Annotated in this window: 18 protein-coding genes; 11 read left to right on the plus strand and 7 right to left on the minus strand. The window is 44.6% G+C overall.

What is annotated here, in order from left to right:
• The first annotated feature begins 29 nt into the window (after positions 1-29).
• The 5 genes from U0033_RS22130 (at position 30) to U0033_RS22150 (ending at position 2726) form a co-directional block, all read left to right on the plus strand.
• The gene (locus U0033_RS22130; RefSeq protein ID WP_072362950.1) at positions 30-491 is read left to right on the plus strand and encodes an SRPBCC family protein; all 462 of its coding nucleotides are present in this window, start codon (positions 30-32) and stop codon (positions 489-491) included.
• 76 nt (positions 492-567) lie between these two features.
• Complete coding sequence (locus U0033_RS22135; protein WP_072362766.1) at positions 568-1071, plus strand: RNA polymerase sigma factor; 504 nt, start codon at positions 568-570, stop codon at positions 1069-1071.
• Positions 1072-1566: a hypothetical protein gene (locus U0033_RS22140; RefSeq protein WP_072362767.1), complete on the plus strand. Its 495-nt coding sequence runs from the start codon at positions 1072-1074 to the stop codon at positions 1564-1566.
• A gap of 161 nt (positions 1567-1727) precedes the next feature.
• Positions 1728-2141 carry a hypothetical protein gene (locus U0033_RS22145; protein ID WP_143150778.1) on the plus strand — a complete coding sequence of 138 codons (414 nt, stop codon included), beginning with the start codon at positions 1728-1730 and terminating at the stop codon, positions 2139-2141.
• 84 nt (positions 2142-2225) lie between these two features.
• Positions 2226-2726: a lipocalin family protein gene (locus U0033_RS22150; RefSeq protein WP_072362769.1), complete on the plus strand. Its 501-nt coding sequence runs from the start codon at positions 2226-2228 to the stop codon at positions 2724-2726.
• A 43-nt stretch (positions 2727-2769) separates the two neighbouring features.
• Here the strand turns inward: U0033_RS22150 and U0033_RS22155 are convergent, their stop codons facing one another.
• From U0033_RS22155 to kbl, 7 genes are all read right to left on the minus strand, one after another.
• The gene (locus U0033_RS22155) at positions 2770-3675 is read right to left on the minus strand and encodes a LysR substrate-binding domain-containing protein (protein ID WP_072362770.1); all 906 of its coding nucleotides are present in this window, start codon (positions 3673-3675) and stop codon (positions 2770-2772) included.
• A gap of 57 nt (positions 3676-3732) precedes the next feature.
• Positions 3733-4059, minus strand: a complete 327-nt coding sequence (locus tag U0033_RS22160) for a DUF4148 domain-containing protein (protein ID WP_072362771.1) — start codon at positions 4057-4059, stop codon at positions 3733-3735.
• A 324-nt stretch (positions 4060-4383) separates the two neighbouring features.
• On the minus strand, positions 4384-6327 hold the full coding sequence (ispG, locus tag U0033_RS22165; protein WP_072362772.1) for a (E)-4-hydroxy-3-methylbut-2-enyl-diphosphate synthase: 1944 nt from the start codon (positions 6325-6327) through the stop codon (positions 4384-4386).
• A 56-nt stretch (positions 6328-6383) separates the two neighbouring features.
• Entirely contained in the window at positions 6384-7184 is an 801-nt protein-coding gene (locus tag U0033_RS22170; RefSeq protein ID WP_083571612.1) for a tetratricopeptide repeat protein, read from the minus strand.
• Positions 7181-8215 carry a VWA domain-containing protein gene (locus tag U0033_RS22175; RefSeq protein ID WP_083571613.1) on the minus strand — a complete coding sequence of 345 codons (1035 nt, stop codon included), beginning with the start codon at positions 8213-8215 and terminating at the stop codon, positions 7181-7183. The genes U0033_RS22170 and U0033_RS22175 overlap by 4 nt, the downstream gene beginning before the upstream one ends.
• A 186-nt stretch (positions 8216-8401) precedes the next feature.
• Entirely contained in the window at positions 8402-9214 is an 813-nt protein-coding gene (gene blaOXA, locus U0033_RS22180) for a class D beta-lactamase (RefSeq protein WP_245801801.1), read from the minus strand.
• A 375-nt stretch (positions 9215-9589) separates the two neighbouring features.
• A complete protein-coding gene (gene kbl / locus U0033_RS22185) occupies positions 9590-10777 on the minus strand; it encodes a glycine C-acetyltransferase (RefSeq protein WP_072362773.1) in 1188 nt (395 codons plus the stop codon).
• A 362-nt stretch (positions 10778-11139) separates the two neighbouring features.
• Between kbl and U0033_RS22190 the strand changes: the two genes are divergently transcribed.
• From U0033_RS22190 to U0033_RS22215, 6 genes are all read left to right on the plus strand, one after another.
• Positions 11140-11625 carry an RNA polymerase sigma factor gene (locus U0033_RS22190; RefSeq protein ID WP_072362774.1) on the plus strand — a complete coding sequence of 162 codons (486 nt, stop codon included), beginning with the start codon at positions 11140-11142 and terminating at the stop codon, positions 11623-11625.
• Positions 11626-11651: 26 nt separating this feature from the next.
• Positions 11652-12695, plus strand: coding sequence for an anti-sigma factor (locus tag U0033_RS22195; RefSeq protein WP_072362775.1), 1044 nt, complete (start codon positions 11652-11654; stop codon positions 12693-12695).
• Positions 12696-12747: 52 nt separating this feature from the next.
• A complete protein-coding gene (locus U0033_RS22200; RefSeq protein WP_072362776.1) occupies positions 12748-13647 on the plus strand; it encodes an outer membrane beta-barrel protein in 900 nt (299 codons plus the stop codon).
• A gap of 24 nt (positions 13648-13671) precedes the next feature.
• The gene (locus U0033_RS22205; protein ID WP_143150779.1) at positions 13672-13911 is read left to right on the plus strand and encodes a hypothetical protein; all 240 of its coding nucleotides are present in this window, start codon (positions 13672-13674) and stop codon (positions 13909-13911) included.
• A 109-nt stretch (positions 13912-14020) separates the two neighbouring features.
• Complete coding sequence (locus U0033_RS22210) at positions 14021-16966, plus strand: insulinase family protein (RefSeq protein WP_072362778.1); 2946 nt, start codon at positions 14021-14023, stop codon at positions 16964-16966.
• Positions 16967-17110: 144 nt separating this feature from the next.
• Entirely contained in the window at positions 17111-17698 is a 588-nt protein-coding gene (locus U0033_RS22215) for a L,D-transpeptidase family protein (protein WP_143150780.1), read from the plus strand.
• Positions 17699-17870 lie beyond the last annotated feature (172 nt).

The following is a 17870-nucleotide window of genomic DNA, read 5'->3' on the forward strand; positions in this document are numbered from 1 at the left end:
CCAGCGACACTAAAAATCTATATGAAGTTATGGCAAAAATCTATCTGTTGCGGTATGAGCAGGTACTAAATACGTCAATACAGGAGGCGTGGACGTTTTTTTCCCGGGCGGATAACCTGGAAAAAATAACGCCTTCATATATGCGTTTTGACATTACATCCCCGGTAACTGATAAGCCGATATATGCCGGAGAAATTATTACTTACGTTATTCATCCGGTATTGGGGATACCCCTGCGCTGGATGACAGAAATTACGCATGTAAAAGAGGGGGCGTATTTTGTAGATGAACAACGTAAAGGCCCTTACGGACTCTGGCATCATCAGCACCATTTTGAGGCGGTGGAAGGAGGTGTAAAGATGACGGATATTGTGCACTACTCACTGCCATTAGGTATTTTAGGCAGGATTGCACATGCCCTTTTTGTACGGCGTCAACTGGAGGGAATCTTTGCCTACAGGCAAAAGAAGGTACAAGATTACTTTCTATAGCATTTAGATGTTATAACAAGAAAGTTGATGGTTAGTTGGAGAATAGCTATCTTAGATATAGTTAAACCTACAACATTTGGGACAGGCTGCTGTTCATATTGATGAACATTTACTAATTGAACGCTTGATTGCTGGTGATCCCGGAGCAAGGGAGTTATTGTATGACTACTACGGTCCAGCTTTATACAGTTTAATACTTCAAGTGGTTCCTGATAATAAAAAGGCTGAAGACATCCTTACAACTGTATTTGTACGTATATATAGTGACATCTATACTTACAAGGAGTCCGGAAACTCCACACTCTTCGGCTGGATGATGCGTCTGACAAGGGAAATAGTATTTTCTGAGGGCGATCATACAGGGGGGAACGTAACGGGAGGAATAATACTCCACGGGAATAATTCGCTTCAGCGATTTACCAACACCTTGCCACAGGATAAACAAAAGGTTTTTTACCTGTGCTATTTTAAAGGCCTGCCAAAAGAAGCAGTTGCCAGAATGATGGGGGTAGAGGCAGAAACGATAGCCGGACAGATGAAGGAAATAATGATGGCTTTCAGAACCTTTTTACAAAATTAATTGGAACTCGATCATTACATACAAAGCGGCATCATAGAGAGCTATGTACTTGGGCTTGCTACCAATGTAGAGGTAGAGGAGCTGCAATATATGCGTAGGCTCTATCCGGAACTCAACAGTGAGATAGCTGCTGTGGAAAAGCGTATGGAGATTACCGCATTCGCGGAAGCGGTGCCGCCCCCTGCGCAATTGAAGGATCGCATTTTTCAGCGGATCAACTGGAAAGAAGAGGAATACCATGAGGCGACAGATTATCGCCGCACTTCCGGCCAGCACCAACAAGCCAATTACAATACTACCTACATCAATATCCAGCCAAAGGATAACCAGTACATCACAGTACATAAATGGTGGAAACTCTTTTTCATAGCTGTATTTATAATTTCAAAGATCTGCCTGGCTTCAGCTATTTACTTCTTTGTAAAGTCTCAGATGCAGGAAAAAAAGCTGGAACAGTTAACTCCCCGTACGGAAGTACACACCAATTCCAGGTGATTTTATGGGTATGACCATAAAAAATTAATATAATTCAGATTTTAATTTGACATTTGCGTCCAGGCATGTGACGTTGACCTTGGAGAAACATGGTTTCACCTCTTATTTTTTGCCTTCTGGACTTACAGGATTACATAGATAGTGGCATAATTGAAAGCTATTTGCTAGGGCTGGCCCCGGCAGATGATATTGTAATGCTCGAACGCATGCGTTATATCTATCCTGAGCTGGAAACTGAAATAGCTATGGTCGAGTACCGGCTACAAAAGATCACCGAAGAAGGAGGGGTAACACCACCCGCAATCGTCTGGAACAAGATTGCAGCTCAGATCAGCTGGGAAAAACCACCCAGGAACAAAGGGCAATGGCCTGAAAATCCGACCTATATCCTACAGCCTCAGAACCATACCATGACAGTGAGCATCTGGTGGCGTTGTGCGTTTATTGCAATGGGTATGATAATCATTGCATTATTGGCCTCCACCATTTACTTCTACAACCGTTTTCATCAAATGGAAGACCGTTTTCTCCGCATGCTACCGAACATGGAGCAGCATCAGCAAACCCATAGGTAGGTTTGGTACACTTCTTGTCTTTTCTAAATTCGAGCCGGTAACTAATTGCGTTACTGCCTTTTTAAACATTTAAATATTTCTTACATGAAGCATCTTACATTAGCAGCATTGTGCTTGCTGGCATCTCTCTTCACCATATCCTGCAAGACACAGTCTGGGGCTACCGATACAAGCATGAGCGCAAGCAAGGGTAGCGTAAAAGGAAACTGGATTGTGACTGATATCAGCTTTGAAGGGATCCCTCAGCATTCAAAAATCACTGTTTTTGATCAGGCTTCTTATAGCTGCTTTAAAGGTAGCCAGTGGGTATTCCCGAATAATGAAACGAATGGTTCATTTACGCTGACTTCTACTGATGATGGTTGCAGTACTGCAGCTCAGCCAATTGTTTGGTCTATTTACAAAGCAGGTGGGGTGCAGATGTTGCAGTTCAAAAAAATTGGTGGTGGTGTAAAAGCCAAAAATGTAACAGAAGGTTACCGCCTGGAGATCAGTTCTCTGAATAAGACTACCATGGTATGGAGAGCTGCAGTGAACTACGAAGACAAAACGGGGTATATTATTTATACGCTTCAGCGTAGTTAAATCATAAAACGAGAAACCGGCTGCAATGGCCGGTTTTTTTATTTTAAGGCTGTTGCGGTTCGGCATGTTGCCGGGCAAAGCGCATGAACAGTTGTGCTAATTTGTCCTGTTGCCCCTGCAGGTAGATGAAATGAAACTTTCTCAGCAGCTTGAAATTTTTGACCGGCAGGATCTTAAACTCTCCTGCTTCCAGCTCCCGCTGTACCGCTTTGAGGGAGAGAAAAGCAGCGCATGGAGCATGGTGCAGGTAAGATTTGATACTTTCTGTACTGCCCATATACATGGCTATCTGCAGGTCGGTTAGTTTTAGTTTTAATCTTTTCAGCTCATCGTTGATCACTTCCAGCGTACCTGAGCCATGTTCACGCATGAGCAGGGGAATATTTTTCAGATCGGAAGCACCGAGCGGTCCGTTGTTATCACCATAGTTATAATTTACATTTCCGATCAGGGCTATTTCATCCTTTGCAATTTCCACATACTTGAGTACGGGATTTTTAGAGCGGCCTTCTATGAGACCGAGCTGAATACTTTTGTCAAAGAGTGCCTGTTCTACCTGTTCAGTATTGCCACTGATCAGGGAGGCGGCAACTTCCGGATAGCGCTGGTTAAACTGTGCCAGTAAAGGTGGTATAAAGTATTGTGCGATGGTGGTACTTGCTCCTAATGCCAGCAGGCCTCCCTGTTCATGTTTAAGCTGGTTGATTTCGTATTCGAGATTGCGGTAGCTGGTGAAGATGTCGTCTGCATGTTTGAGCATCACCTGTCCTGCACGGGTGATTTTAATACGGTTACCAATTCTTTCAAAAAGAGCCATACCCAGTTGCTGTTCCAATTCGTGAATGTGCTTGGTAACGGCGGGCTGGGATATAAAAAGCTCCTCGGCTGCTTTGGTAAAGCTTAGGCGCCGGGCAACTGTATAGAACACTTTTAACCTGAAGTCCAACATGAGATAAATGTACGAAAATTAAAAGGCTGGCTACAATGAGCCAGCCTTTCGCAATAATTAAGCTTTTTTCTTAGCGTCAGCTTTTGGTGCTTTCGCCTCCTTGTTCTCTTTGTTCTCCTTTTTCTCTTTGTTCTCTTTGTTTTCTTTAAAGCGTTTGTCTGGAGTGCCGTCTTTTTTCTTAGGGCCGCTGGCAGTTTTGTCTTCTTTGCTTTCTTTGTTCTCTTTGAAGCGTTTGTCAGGAGTACCGTCTTTCTTCAGCTTTTGGGCATCCTGTTTGGCTTCAGTTTTAGGTTTGTCCTGTTTTTGCGGAGCAGCAGGCGTCTGTGCGAACGCGATAGAGGCAACCATCAGGAGGGCGAGTACACCAGTCAGAAACTTTTTCATAGTGTTGTTCATTTAAAAGTAAAAAGTATAGAAAATATTACGTGAATGCTAGTATTAAGCGACTGGTACTTAGAATATTAAACCGTAGTTTTCACATGTAAAATACGTATATATACGCTTGACTCAGGGCCTTTGTCAGGCGTACCTTTGTATCAATCTGACAATAACATTTAACCCCAAAAACTTAATTGGATGTTAGAGAAAATGATGCATCGATTGTCTGACTATATAATATAACCCCTACTATTGATTTTAGTTCGTCCGTTAACCTCAAGAACACGCATAAAGACGAGGGCTGTTGTAAACCAACAGCCCTTCTTTATTTTAATTATTTGTATCTACCCACATGCCGTTTTCCCTGATCAGGTTAATCAGTTCATCTACAGCTACGTCACTGTTCAATCCGCGTTTTACCACTTCTTTACCTCTATAAAGTGTGATTTTACCAACGCCGCTGCCTACGTAGCCAAAGTCTGCGTCAGCCATTTCGCCGGGTCCATTTACGATGCAACCCATGATAGCGATTTTAACTCCTTTGAGGTGATTGGTTACCGCCCTGATTCGTGCAGTAGTTTCCTGCAGGTCAAATAAGGTACGACCACAGGAGGGGCAGGAGATATATTCGGTTTTAGAAATACGGGTACGTGTAGCCTGCAGGATACCGAAGGCTACATTGTTCAGCAGTGTGCGATCTACTGTGGCTGCGGCGGAATCTGTTTTCACCAGCCATAAGCCATCGCCCAATCCATCCAGCAGCAAAGCGCCGGTTTCAGTAGCATAGTGGATCAGGTGTTCATCGTTGGTATGATCTGCAGCGATGCAACGAAGTATACATGGTAGTTGTACATTTTGCTGCATCAGTGTCATGAATGCCCTGCGTACTTCCGGCATTGCATGCTGGTTAGAAGAATGGAGGCAGAGTACTACTGGTTGACCATTGTTCAGTTGCAGCAGCAGTTCTTCCGTCAGTGCAACACCGGTATTGATGTCTACAAAGTTCAGTATTGCAGAAGTATTTTTAGCCTGCATAAACTCTTCGGAAGAGAAGAGCGGCATGTATTTTTCCTTGTCTTCGGCGGTTTCCCAAATGGTGTTGGGAACGATCACTTTCAATGTGCCAGGTAATGCAAAGGAAAGCAGCTCATGACAGAACAGGTAGTCTGCTGCAGCATCGGCAATATTCCATTTGTCTGTGGCTTCATCGTAATGATAACCGATACCCTGCAGGTCGGCAGGTTTGATAGTATGAACAGCAGCCAGGTCAGCTACAACCACGGGAACCTGTTTACCACCTACATTATTAAAGGCGATAGATTCACGGCGTTTGTAATTGAAAGGAGAGTAAGGTACCTGCTCAACGGGGGGAATCGGGGTGTGGTGCTGGCGGGAGGTATAGCGCTTTACCAGGTCACGGCATACTGGCAGTTCGAATTCCGGATCTTCTGTGAGGGAGACGCGGATGGTATCGCCAATTCCATCTTCCAGGAGAGTGCCGATACCAACAGCCGACTTGATACGACCATCTTCACCATCGCCGGCTTCTGTAACACCGAGGTGCAATGGATAGCAATGACCCAGTTCTTCCTGCATGGTCTGGATGAGCAGGCGGTAAGCCTGCACCATTACCTGCGGGTTACTGGCTTTCATGCTCAGTATGATATTACGGTAGCTGAGATCTTCAGCGATACGGAGAAATTCCATCGCGCTTTCCACCATACCCATGGGGGTATCTCCATAGCGGCTCATGATACGATCACTGAGGGAGCCATGGTTGGTACCAATGCGCATAGCAGTACCATATTCTTTACAGATATTCACCAGTGGGGTGAATTGTTTGCGAATACGGTCTGTTTCAGCCATGTATTCATTGTCTGTATAGTTGATGGTCTCAAATTTCTTTTTATCTACGAAGTTGCCGGGGTTGATACGCACTTTTTCCACGATGCGGGCTGCTACTTCAGCAGCATTGGGGGTGAAGTGAATATCGGCCACAAGGGGGGTATGATAGCCTCTTTTACGCAGTTCGTTTTTGATGGGCAGCAGGTTTTCTGCTTCTTTTTTGCTGGGTGCAGTGATACGCACCAGTTCGGAGCCCGCTTCGATACAACGGATGGCCTGCTCTACAGTAGCCTGGGTATTCATTGTATCTGTAGTCGTCATGGTTTGGATACGCACAGGGTTAAAATTCCCTATCAATAAATCTCCTACCTTAACTTCCAGCGTAGCTAACCTTTTATACTCCGTCAGTGAATTACAATATAACTGCATAGTTCGAAAAAATATCCAGGACAAAGGTAACAAAAAGCAACACGTGGGAAGTTAAATCACCAATCCTTATCAACAGGAACGACTTGTCCTTTGGCCTTCTTCATTTTGTCCTGCAGTTTCTTTTCTTCCTGACCTAAAGCCTGCAGGTATCGCTCTGCTTCCTGCTTGTCCAGTTTGCTGGGTTGCGGTTGCGGCTTATCGTCCTGCTGATCTTTCTGGTCTTGTTTGTCTTTGTTCTGCTGGTTCTTATTATTTTTATTCTGGTCTTTGTTGTCTTTATTCTGTTGATCTTTGTTTGGATCTTTTTTATCCTGGTTATCCTTATTGTCTTTGTTCTGCTGGTCTTTTTTGTCTTTGTTTTTATCCTTGTTCTGCTGGTCTTTGTTATCGTTTCCGCCGCCGCCGCCCTGCTGTTTTTTCAGCATGGCCTGTGCATAGGCAAGGTTATAACGCGCCTGTTCATCGGATGGATTCATCTTTAGGGCTTCTTTGTAAGCCTTTATGCTTTCTTCCCACTTCTTTCCTTCCATGAATGTATTCCCGATGTTGTAGCTGGCATCTGCTTTCTGCGTTTTGTTAGGTGCCATCTTGAAGCTGTTCAGGTATTGTGCACGGGCATCGTCGTAGCGTTTTTGCTCGTACATGGAGTTACCCAGGTTATACCTTCCTTCTACGGATGCCTGGTTTACTTCCAGTGCTTTCTTATAGTTGGCTTCAGCATCGGTGTATTGCTTTTTGGAGTACAGGTCATTGCCTTTGCGGATGTATTTATTACCGTTCTGTGCGAAGGAATAGCTACAAATGCAGAGGAACATGCCAGTGAGCAACAGGTGATATGTCAGGTTATTCTTTCTCATGGTTTTTCTGTGGCAGTGACAACATTGGCGCGGGTGCTGCGCTTGATTTCCGGAATAAAGAACTCAGCAACCAGCAGTATCAGGCTAATAACGAGAAAATATTGGAAATAACTGTTGTAGTCTGTAAATATATTCTCTCCAAACTCTTTCTGTTCCATACTGTCAATTTTATGAACCAGTGAGTTTACTACCTCTTCTGTATTATTATCCAGGTGTTCGTAGATGCCTTTGCCGGCAGCTGCGATACGTTTCAATTCTTCCTCATTCAGTTTAGAGATAACGGTGTTACCATCTCTATCCTTTTTATAGGACCCGGTTTCAGGATCTGGCAGTGGAGATCCGGCAGGAGAACCGATACCAATGGTATTGATCACCACTCCTGCATCGAAAGCGGCGTTGGCTTTGGAAATAGCAGCTTCGTCATGATCCTCACCGTCAGAGATAATGATGAGGGATTTGTGTTTACGTTCCTTTTTATTGAAGGCATCGTCACTTACCTGGATGGCCTGGCCGATAGCGGTACCCTGGGTAGGGATCATGTCCGGGCTTACGGTGCTCAGGTACATTTTGGCGGCTGAGTAATCGATGGTCAGTGGCATTTGCAGGTAGGCATTACCAGCAAATACAACCAGGCCCACGCGGTCATTATCCAGTTTGTCAACCAGTTTGGAAATTAATTGTTTGGCGCGGGTAAGGCGGTCGGGTTTTACATCGCCGGCCAGCATACTCTTACTTACGTCGAGGGCAATGACTACATCTACCCCTTTACGGGTTATTTTTTCCATACGGCTACCTTTCTGGATATTGGCTAATCCGAGAACGCCAAAGAAGAAAGCCAGGAAAATGAGCAGGAAGCGGAATGCAAAACGCCGGCGGGAGTAGCCGGTGAATAATTTTTCAACCAGTACCGGGTCACCCAATTTGCGAATTGAGCTGCGCTTCCACCAGGAGATGCTGATAAATGCCAGTTGCAATACCAGCAGCAGTGCTAAGGCCCATAAATATTCGCTATGCTGAAAACGTAACATCATAGGGTTCAAATATAATTTTTTTAGTACGTTTTACACTATTAAAAGGTAAGGATTTAGGAGATTTTTAACGTAGAAGGGAGGGATAAGCGGGATGATTGACGGAAGCAAGTAATTGATTGACAGAGTCAAGTGATTTTTTTAGGGCATGAAAAAGGGCCGTTTTTAGTGGCCCTTTCCCTAAATTATTTATTTATGTCCTTCCATATAACCCGCATCCTGGAGAATGCTTTTTGTGATATTCATTCTCACCTTATCCATTTCTATGTTGGGATTATCGGTTTCTATATTGAGTACAAAGAAGGCCGGGTGCCCGTTTTCTTCAATCCAACCTACTATCCAGCCAATTTGTTTTTTCCCTTCCTGGCCCCAGCCGGTTTTGTAACGTATTTCGTATTTAGGAGTTTTTTCTATTTCCATCACGGCACGTACCCATTGCATGGTCAGTTTATGGAAAGGCAACTCATCGAAATACAGTTTCTTTACGAAACCAAGTTGCTCGTCGGGAGAGATACGAAGGCTATTGTCCAGCCAAAAGGTATCGATACGGCTGATCTTCATATTACCATATTTGATGGTGTCGAGCCAATGTTGCATCACGGGTTTGGTAATGCGGCGGGCAACCTCCTGGAAATAGGGTACTGAAGATAAGCGGAAGGCCTGTTGCATATTCAGGTCACGATCCCATACAGAATCGGCGCCCTCGTGGTGTACGCCATTCCAGGGAATAACGGTATTGGTATCCTTGATCACACCGGTTTCCAGGCCTACCAGGGAATTGAATATCTTGAAGGTGGAAGCTGGCAGGAAGCGTTCTTTTGCGCGGTCAATATTATACACTTTAAAAGAGCCCTGCCCGTTGTCAAACAACATAAAGGTGCCTTCTACCTTATTGTCGGTAAAATACTTTTCCCATTCTTTCTGAACGTGTACATTATTGGGTGCGCAGGCATTCACCAGGATCGCCATCAGCAATAGCAGCCAACCGGTTTGTTTCATCATAGCAAAATTTTGATCCTGCAAAAGTAATATATAAAAGCAAAAGCCCGCCTTTAGGGTCGTTTACCAGTTTGTTTTCTATTTCCTGAAAAGGAGTCCTTTGCCGTCCAAGGTCGTGCTTCGCCTGTTCAAAAAGGGAGATAACCCGCAGATAACCCGCAGATATCCCGCCTATAAGCCGCTTATAACCCGCATCTTTAAAGAGGCGGAATATCTACGGCTTATAAGCGTATCATCCCGGGTTCAGCACTATTATTGGGGTATCTACAGCCTTAAATGCACAAGGGATTAAAGTGATTTTCTAAAAATCACTTTAATCCCTTGTGGCTCAATTACATTCGAAATATTACACGACCGCCTTAGGAGCGGGTTTCTGAATTATTTAATCACACCCAGTTCCTTTCCTACCTTGGTGAAAGCGGCGATGGCTTTATCCAGGTGGGCCTGTTCGTGGGCTGCACTCAGCTGAACGCGGATGCGGGCCTGGCCTTTAGGTACTACGGGGAAGAAGAAGCCGATGACATAGATCCCTTCTTTCAGTAGTTTTTCAGCAAACTGCTGACTGAGTACGGCATCGTACAGCATTACGGGCACGATCGGGTGATCGCCCGGCCTGATGTCGAAACCGGCTTCTGTCATTTTAGTGCGGAAGTATTTGGTATTGTATTCCAGTTTATCGCGGAGCTCGGTGGTGGAACTAAGCATATCGAGTACGGCAATGGAGGCGCCTACAATGCTGGGAGCTACAGAGTTAGAGAAGAGGTAAGGACGGCTACGCTGACGGAGCATGTCGATGATCTCTTTTCTGCCGCTGGTGAAACCACCTGATGCACCACCCAATGCTTTGCCGAGGGTACCGGTGATGATGTCGATACGGCCCATTACATTTCTGTATTCGTGGGTACCGCGGCCGGTTTTGCCCAGGAAGCCGGAAGAATGGCTTTCGTCGATCATCACGATCGCATCATATTTATCTGCCAGGTCACAGATCTTATCAAGCTGGGCAATTGTACCGTCCATGCTGAAAGAGCCATCAGTGACAATGACACGGCTGCGAAGATGTGCAGATTCCTGCAACCTGGCTTCGAGGTCAGCCATATTATTATGCTCATAGCGGTGACGCTGTGCTTTACACAGGCGAACACCGTCTATAATAGAAGCATGGTTCAGGGCATCGGAGATGATGGCATCCTGCTCGTTGAACAGCGGTTCGAATACGCCACCGTTTGCGTCAAAAGCCGCTACATAGAGGATGGTATCTTCGGTTCCGAGGAATTGTGCGATTTTCTGTTCCAGTTCGCGATGAATGTCCTGGGTACCACATATAAAGCGCACACTGCTCATTCCATATCCATGAGTATCGATCGCATCTTTTGCAGCCTGCACTACCTTTGGGTTACTGGAAAGGCCGAGGTAGTTATTGGCGCAAAAGTTAAGCACTGTATTGCCACCTACCTGGATTTCTGCACCTTGTTCAGAGGTGATGATCCTTTCTTTTTTAAACAGGCCGGCAGTCTGGATCTCGTTTAGTTCCTCCTGCAGGCGGGCAATGAATTTTTCGTTCATAGTAGCAGATTTTGTAACCGGGTTCAAAGTTATAGCAATAAAAGTATTACGATTCGGTGACCCGGGAGACGAATTTTGGCACTTGGACAAAAAGTTTGACTGGGCTGTAACATTTGGTTCTAGCTTTGCGTCATAATAATGTCTGCACCCTGATCCTGGTTTTTCGGGAGAAATGATCCGGACTGAATATTTCCGCGCTGTATGTAGTGAAAGATGGCTTGAGCGCCTGCGGGAAGTTCTGCCATCCGGGGAAGTAGGGAAATATAGCAGAAAATTATGGTACGTAGTTGGGCACGACAAGAGGAAGAGATAGCGTTAAAAGTAATTGTCGGACATTAGCACTAAAATCCTGCAACACCTGGATGACGGAAAAGGAGTACAACAAATGCGTGGATCTGTACGCGGATAATCTCTTCCGGTTTATAGTTAAGAACCTAGACCATACAGAAGATGCGAGGGACGTGGTACAGAATGCGTTTGAAATATTGTGGAAACATTGTATAGATGTGCCTTTTGAAAAGGCCAAGTCATATCTCTTTACAGTAGCTTACCACAATATGATAGACCATGTCCGTAAGATAAAGAGGATTACACTGGTAGATGAGTTTAAGGAAGATACGAAGATCAGTGAGCAGAAAATAAACGATGCGAGAAAAGTATTGGAGAAGGCGCTGGATAAACTGACGGACGTACAACGATCCCTGATCCTGCTAAAAGACTATGAGGGATATAGTTATGAGGAGATCGGAGAGATCATGCAGTTGAATCCCTCACAGGTAAAAGTATACCTGCATAGGGCGAGGTTGCATCTGAAGCAGTATCTTGTGAAAATTGAAAATGTAATTTGACTTGATTTTTAATTATTTATCAGAATTTGGCGATAAATATTGACATATCGAACTATGAGGAATACCTGCTAAGTGCAGTGGATGGTGAACTGAATGAGGAAGAGCAGGCAGCGCTGGAGATTTTCCTTCAGCAGCATCCTAAATACAGGCAGGAGCTCCTGCTGCTGCAATCGGCGCGTTTTGTGCCGGATGATGAACTGCATTTTGACGGGAAGGAAATGTTGTACAGGCAGTCAGATTCAAACACGCTTTCTGCCGGAAACTATGAAGGCTTTTTGCTGGAATATGTAGATAATGAGCTGGGTGCAGACGATCAACGCAAAGTTGAGGCCCTCGCTCAGCAACATCCACACATCAGCCGGGAACTGCGATTACTCGAGGCTTCCAGGCTGAAACCGGATCTTTCACTTAAATTCCCGGGTAAAACTGTTCTTTACAGGAGTAGCACCCGTGTACGTGCCATCTGGTGGTGGGCAGCTGCGGCCGCTGTAGTAGCGGGAGTGGCGGTGGTAATGATTCCTCCGCATCATACAGACGTTCAGGGTACTGAAATGGCGGTTCACCAGGAACAGCCGGCAGTTACAACACCATCTTCCCGGCAGGTTGCCAAGGCAGATGAAACACCTGCTGCACCTGTGATAGAGAAACCAGTGATCTCCACTTCACCGGTAGCCAGCAATCGCCCGGTTCCGACACATGTAGCACCGGTGGCGGCTGTACCTCAGCCAGCAGTTCCGGTAACGACGCGGGAAGATATTCCGGCATCCGTGGCACTGAACAGGTTACCGCAGCCAGAGAGTACCAGCAGTGAGATTGTTCAACAGCTGAAGGAACAAAAAGAGCAACAGCATATTGCCAACTCAGGAATAACCGCTGAAACTGACAAAGCACCGGTAATAGCAAAATCAGACAACAACAATAATAAAGAAGAGGCCATGAATACCCGGGTAACGGATGCTTCCAGGCCCGTTCAGGGAGAACTTGTTATGTCAGTGACAATGAGAGGAGATAGTAAAATATTGAATGGCGTTGCAAACGTAGCGCGATTCTTTTCCAGGAAAAAGAAATAAGCAGGGCAATGCTGTGGTCAGAACGGCAATATTTGATGTAAGAACTATCAATATGAAGTGTAAAGTATTACGCTATTTAATTTTACTGCTTTTTATCTGTGCTGGTGCCCATGCCCAGTCAGCCGACACCATCCAGGTGAAAGGGTTAATTATTGTACAGGGAAAGGATGCCAAAGGCAAGCGCATCTTTAAGCTGTATAATGATACTGCTTATGCAAGAACTCAATTGAAACGCAATTTACAGACCCGTTGGTTCGTTTTGGATCTGGGATATAATAATTATATGGACCGGAGTGATTATAACGGGGCTGCTGCATATGCCCTGTATCCTGGTGATGTATATTATAGTGATCTGAAGTCATACACTTATTCTGCCGCAGGGTTAAATACCCTGGCGCCCAGAACAGGTAGTTCTCCGCTCACACCGTCTGAGTTTAAGTTGATTGCCGGCAAGTCAGTCAATGTTAATCTCTGGTTGTTCCAGCAGCGATTGAATATATACAGGCATAAACTGAACCTGATTTATGGGCTGGGAGTAGAGATGAACAACTATCGGTTTGCCCGTAATATTACTTATGTTCCTGGTTATCCCACTACTATTATGAGGGATACTGTGAGCTTTTCCAAGAATAAGCTGTTTGTGGAGTATTTGAGTGTGCCTGTCATGTTGAACTTTAACAGCAATCCTGCCAGACCTTCCCGTGCTTTCAAAATGAGCATGGGAGTAATGGGCGGTTACCTGGTAAAAGCCCGTACAAAGCAGATCAGCAAGGAACGGGGTAAAGAAAAGCACGTTGACGATTTTAATTTGAATAAATGGAGACTCAGTATTACCGGAGATGTGGGATATGGGCCTGTTAAGCTGTATGGCAACTTTGCATTAACGCCATTACATGATTACGGTCTTGAGCAATATCCTTTTTCTGTGGGATTACGCTTCAATGGTTTTTAATACCTGGGGATCAAATAAGTTAGTATGCGATCATTCATTACGTTTATGGTTTGTACCGGATTTATTATCTGGGCCCACTCATGTGACAAGAGGATAGTAGGTGTTAAGATCTATGGTCATGGGCCTGATGTAATGCCTGGTCAGGATGGATATGCTGAAAAAGAATCACATTCACCTGTGCCCGTATTTTTAGCAAATGCGGCTGGCAGGCATTATGCCGACTCTGTTCTGCTACCTAAGCATGATCACTTCATTATGAGATAGGATAGGTGTACCCGGTCCGCTGCTCACCTTTATACTCCTTTTAACAATTTCCAGTTGGCAGGAAATTGAACATTACCGTTATATTTGGTTTTTATTCAAAAACCAACAAATGAACCTCGTTAAAAAAACAATTTTTTTAATGCTGCTGGCCAGTTGCATTATCCAACTGACTATTGCCCAGCAGAAGAATGAATGGAAGGAGGCCAAATCGGGCGGGTATACTTATAAGTATATCTCTAATGACCCTATGCAGGCCCGATTCTATACCCTGAAAAATGGCCTGACTGTAATTCTGAGTGTCAACAAAAAAGATCCTCGCATTCAGACGCTCATCGGCACAAGGGCAGGTAGTAACAACGACCCCAAAGATCATACTGGTCTTGCACACTACCTGGAACACCTCCTTTTTAAAGGCACAGAGCAATATGGTTCTCTGGACTGGGCAAGGGAAAAACCTTACCTGGACAAAATCGAAGGGCTGTATGATACGTATAATCATACCAGCGATGCTACTGCCCGTAAAACAATCTACCACCAGATTGACAGCGTATCAGGCCTGGCTGCTAAATATGCCATTGCCAACGAATACGATAAAATGATGACTGGTATGGGTGCACAGGGTACCAATGCGCATACCTGGGTAGAAGAAACGATTTACGAGGAAGATATTCCTTCCAATGCCATCGACAAGTACCTTTCTGTACAGTCAGAACGTTTTAAAGATCCTGTATTCCGTCTCTTCCATACAGAACTGGAAGCGGTGTATGAAGAAAAGAACAGAGGCCTGGACAATGACAGCCGTAAATCATATGAGCTGATGCTGTCTTCCCTGTTCCCTACTCATAACTATGGTCAGCAAAGCACCATCGGTACGGTGGAGCACCTGAAAAATCCTTCTCTGAAAGCTATCCGCAAGTTCTACAACGAATACTATGTGCCGAATAACATGGCCATCGTAATGGCGGGTGATTTCAACCCTGATTATGTAATTAAGAAGATTGATGACGACTTCGCGTACATGAAATCTAAACCAGTTCCTGAATACAAAGCTCCGGTGGAAGTGCCCATCAAAGCACCCATTGTGAAAGAAGTAGTAGGGCCTGATGCTGAAAATGTAATGATCGCTTATCGTATGCCTGGTGCACTGGATACTAAATCCTCTGTGGTGCTGGGTGTAGTCTCTGAGATCATGAATAATGGCAAAGCTGGTCTGCTGGATCTGAACATCAATAAAGCACAAAAAGTGCTGAGCGCAAGCGCCGGTGTAATGGGCTGGAAAGACTACGCGGTATTCCAACTGAGTGGTAAACCTAAACAAGGTCAGACCCTGGATCAGGTGAAAGATCTGTTACTCGGTCAGCTGGAAATTCTAAAGAAAGGCCAGTTCGACGAAACCCTGGTAAAGGCGATCGTGAACAATGCTAAACTGTCTGAATTACAGGGCCTGGAGAACAACAATAACCGCGCTTCATCCCTGATGGATGGCTTTATCAAGCACAGAGGCCAGAACTGGCAGGCAGATGTTTCCTACGTGGATAACATGGGTAAAGTAACCAAGCAGCAGATCGTTGATTTCGCCAATAAATATTTTGATAATAACTACGTACTGATTTACAAGCGTAAGGGTGAAGATAAAAATATTGAAAAGGTAGAAAAGCCAACCATCACTCCTGTAGCAATCAACCGCAATGATCAATCTGCCTTCCTGAAGAAAGTAGATGCAATGCCTGCTACCCAGGTACAACCACAGTGGCTGGATTTCGACAAGGATATTCAGAAAGGTAAAGCTGGTCAGGCAGATGTACTGTATGTACAGAACAAAGACAATGGTCTGTTCCGTTTGTACTACCGCTTTGATATGGGTGCCTGGAACAATAAGATGTTGCCACTGGCTGCTCAGTACTTACAATTCCTGAGTACTGATAAATATACTTCAGAGCAGATAAGCAGGGAGTTCTACAACATTGCTTGTAGTTTCACCCTGTCTTCCGGCAATGAAAATTCAGTCATCGCGATCTCTGGTCTCCAGGAGAATTTCGATAAGGCTGTTGCCCTGTTTGAGCACCTGCTCACACATTGCCAGGTAAATGAAGAGGCCCTGGCTGCGCTGAAAGGCCGTATTGCTAAATCACGTACCGATAACAAGCTGAATAAAGGTAATATCATGAAAGGGCTTGCTAACTATGCAATGTATGGCGCTAAGAATCCTTTCAACAATGCTTTGAGTCAGGCAGATCTGGATGGTGTAACTGCCAGCCAGCTGACCGATATGCTGCATACATTCGGCAATTACAAACATACTGTGATCTATTATGGTCCTCAGTCTATGAATGATATGATTGCTGCTGTGCAGAAAGAGCATGTGATCCCTGCTACCTGGAAGGAAGCAGCTCCTCAGCAGAAGTTTGAAAAAATAGACCAGGCTAAGAACCAGGTACTGTTTGCAAACTATGATATGGTGCAGACAGAAGTAAACTGGGTGAGGAACTCAGTAGTTTACAATCCTGATAATACTGCACTGGTAAGCATGTTCAATGGCTACTTTGGCGGTGGTATGGGATCTATTGTATTCCAGACAATCCGTGAGTCCAAGGCACTGGCTTATTCAACTTATGCTTTCTATTCAAGTCCTGATAAGAAAGGGGCACGTTATTCTACAGTAGCTTATGTAGGTAGCCAGGCAGATAAAATGAACGATGCGATCAACGGCATGAATGAGTTGCTGAATGATATTCCCCGTTCTGACAAGCTGTTTGAAACTGCAAGACAGAGCCTGAAACAGGATATCGAAACTGAAAGGATCACACAGGATGGTATCATCTTTACCTACCTGGCAGACCAGAAACTGGGCCTGCAGGAAGATAACCGCAAGAAGGTATACGAAAAGATCGATAAGATCACTTTTGATGATGTGAAGAAATTCCATGATGAAGAGCTGGCGAAAAAGCCATACACTTATTGCGTGGTAGCATCTGATAAACGTGTGAGCATGGATGATCTGAAGAAGTTTGGAGATGTGAAAGTATTAACGCTGGAAGAAATATTCGGTTACTAATACAGTCAGAAAATATGAGCCCTCCGGTGCCTTGCGATGGTGCCGGAGGGTTTTTTATTTACCTTTACGAAGTCGATTTTTTGAACCCGTAGCAATAAAGAATTGACACTCAACGTTAAGTAACCAGCTAAATACCCTGTGAAAATGAATCGCTATTGCCTGCTACTATTATTGGTATTACTGTATGTGCCAGTATCAGGATTTAAGACCACAATTACTACTAACATTAACAATGACAGTTATCTTTATTCAGTGAAAGTGAACCCGGGGAATATAGACCCGGACAAGGTTTTTTTGCTGATAGACAAAAGTGACTACAGGCTTTACTTATATGAAGATGTGACGCTTCGTAAGATTTACAAAGTAGTATTTGGTAATAATGATCAGTCTGATAAATGCAAAGAAGGTGACCGCCTGACGCCGGAAGGTACTTTCCATATCATGAGTAAACGGCTTGATAAGCTATGGAACAGATTTATGCTGCTCGACTACCCGAATGAGGCTTCCCTGGAGCGTTTTCATCGTTTACAGAATGAGGGATACCTGCCTGCAGTGGCTACACCGGGAGGTGGTATTGGCATCCATGGTGTAGAGTGGAATTCCGGTATCCGTGATAATTATGTGGAGCAGCGGATCAACTGGACACTGGGTTGTATCAGTATGAAGAATAGTGATGTAAGTGAATTGTATGAGGTGATCAAAGTAGGAACACCGGTGGTGATCAGAAAATAGCAACTGCATATTTAATTGCAGTAAGAGCGATTAAATTTGTATAGCTATACGACATAATCTTTTGAGGATCTTTCAGACTTTAGGTTAAGCATTGTAGTGACATTAGCAACGAAAGTGGCTGGTGTCATGAATTAACATAAAGGCGGGTATTGGTCTTGTGAAGGCATGCTTC

The sequence above is a fragment of the Chitinophaga sancti genome (assembly GCF_034424315.1).
Taxonomy (GTDB): Bacteria; Bacteroidota; Bacteroidia; order Chitinophagales; family Chitinophagaceae; genus Chitinophaga; species Chitinophaga sancti.

What these genes read in the sequence shown, in the direction of transcription:
- U0033_RS22150 (WP_072362769.1), top strand. Translation starts at nt 2,226, where the DNA reads ATGAAGCATCTTACATTAGCAGCATTGTGCTTGCTGGCATCTCTCTTC.
- U0033_RS22200 (WP_072362776.1), top strand. Translation starts at nt 12,748, where the DNA reads ATGAAGTGTAAAGTATTACGCTATTTAATTTTACTGCTTTTTATCTGT.
- U0033_RS22175 (WP_083571613.1), bottom strand. Translation starts at nt 8,215, where the DNA reads ATGATGTTACGTTTTCAGCATAGCGAATATTTATGGGCCTTAGCACTG.
- U0033_RS22130 (WP_072362950.1), top strand. Translation starts at nt 30, where the DNA reads ATGGCAAAAATCTATCTGTTGCGGTATGAGCAGGTACTAAATACGTCA.
- U0033_RS22170 (WP_083571612.1), bottom strand. Translation starts at nt 7,184, where the DNA reads ATGAGAAAGAATAACCTGACATATCACCTGTTGCTCACTGGCATGTTC.
- kbl (WP_072362773.1), bottom strand. Translation starts at nt 10,777, where the DNA reads ATGAACGAAAAATTCATTGCCCGCCTGCAGGAGGAACTAAACGAGATC.
- U0033_RS22205 (WP_143150779.1), top strand. Translation starts at nt 13,672, where the DNA reads ATGCGATCATTCATTACGTTTATGGTTTGTACCGGATTTATTATCTGG.
- blaOXA (WP_245801801.1), bottom strand. Translation starts at nt 9,214, where the DNA reads ATGATGAAACAAACCGGTTGGCTGCTATTGCTGATGGCGATCCTGGTG.
- U0033_RS22215 (WP_143150780.1), top strand. Translation starts at nt 17,111, where the DNA reads ATGAATCGCTATTGCCTGCTACTATTATTGGTATTACTGTATGTGCCA.
- U0033_RS22190 (WP_072362774.1), top strand. Translation starts at nt 11,140, where the DNA reads ATGACGGAAAAGGAGTACAACAAATGCGTGGATCTGTACGCGGATAAT.
- ispG (WP_072362772.1), bottom strand. Translation starts at nt 6,327, where the DNA reads ATGCAGTTATATTGTAATTCACTGACGGAGTATAAAAGGTTAGCTACG.
- U0033_RS22160 (WP_072362771.1), bottom strand. Translation starts at nt 4,059, where the DNA reads ATGAAAAAGTTTCTGACTGGTGTACTCGCCCTCCTGATGGTTGCCTCT.
- U0033_RS22155 (WP_072362770.1), bottom strand. Translation starts at nt 3,675, where the DNA reads ATGTTGGACTTCAGGTTAAAAGTGTTCTATACAGTTGCCCGGCGCCTA.
- U0033_RS22210 (WP_072362778.1), top strand. Translation starts at nt 14,021, where the DNA reads ATGAACCTCGTTAAAAAAACAATTTTTTTAATGCTGCTGGCCAGTTGC.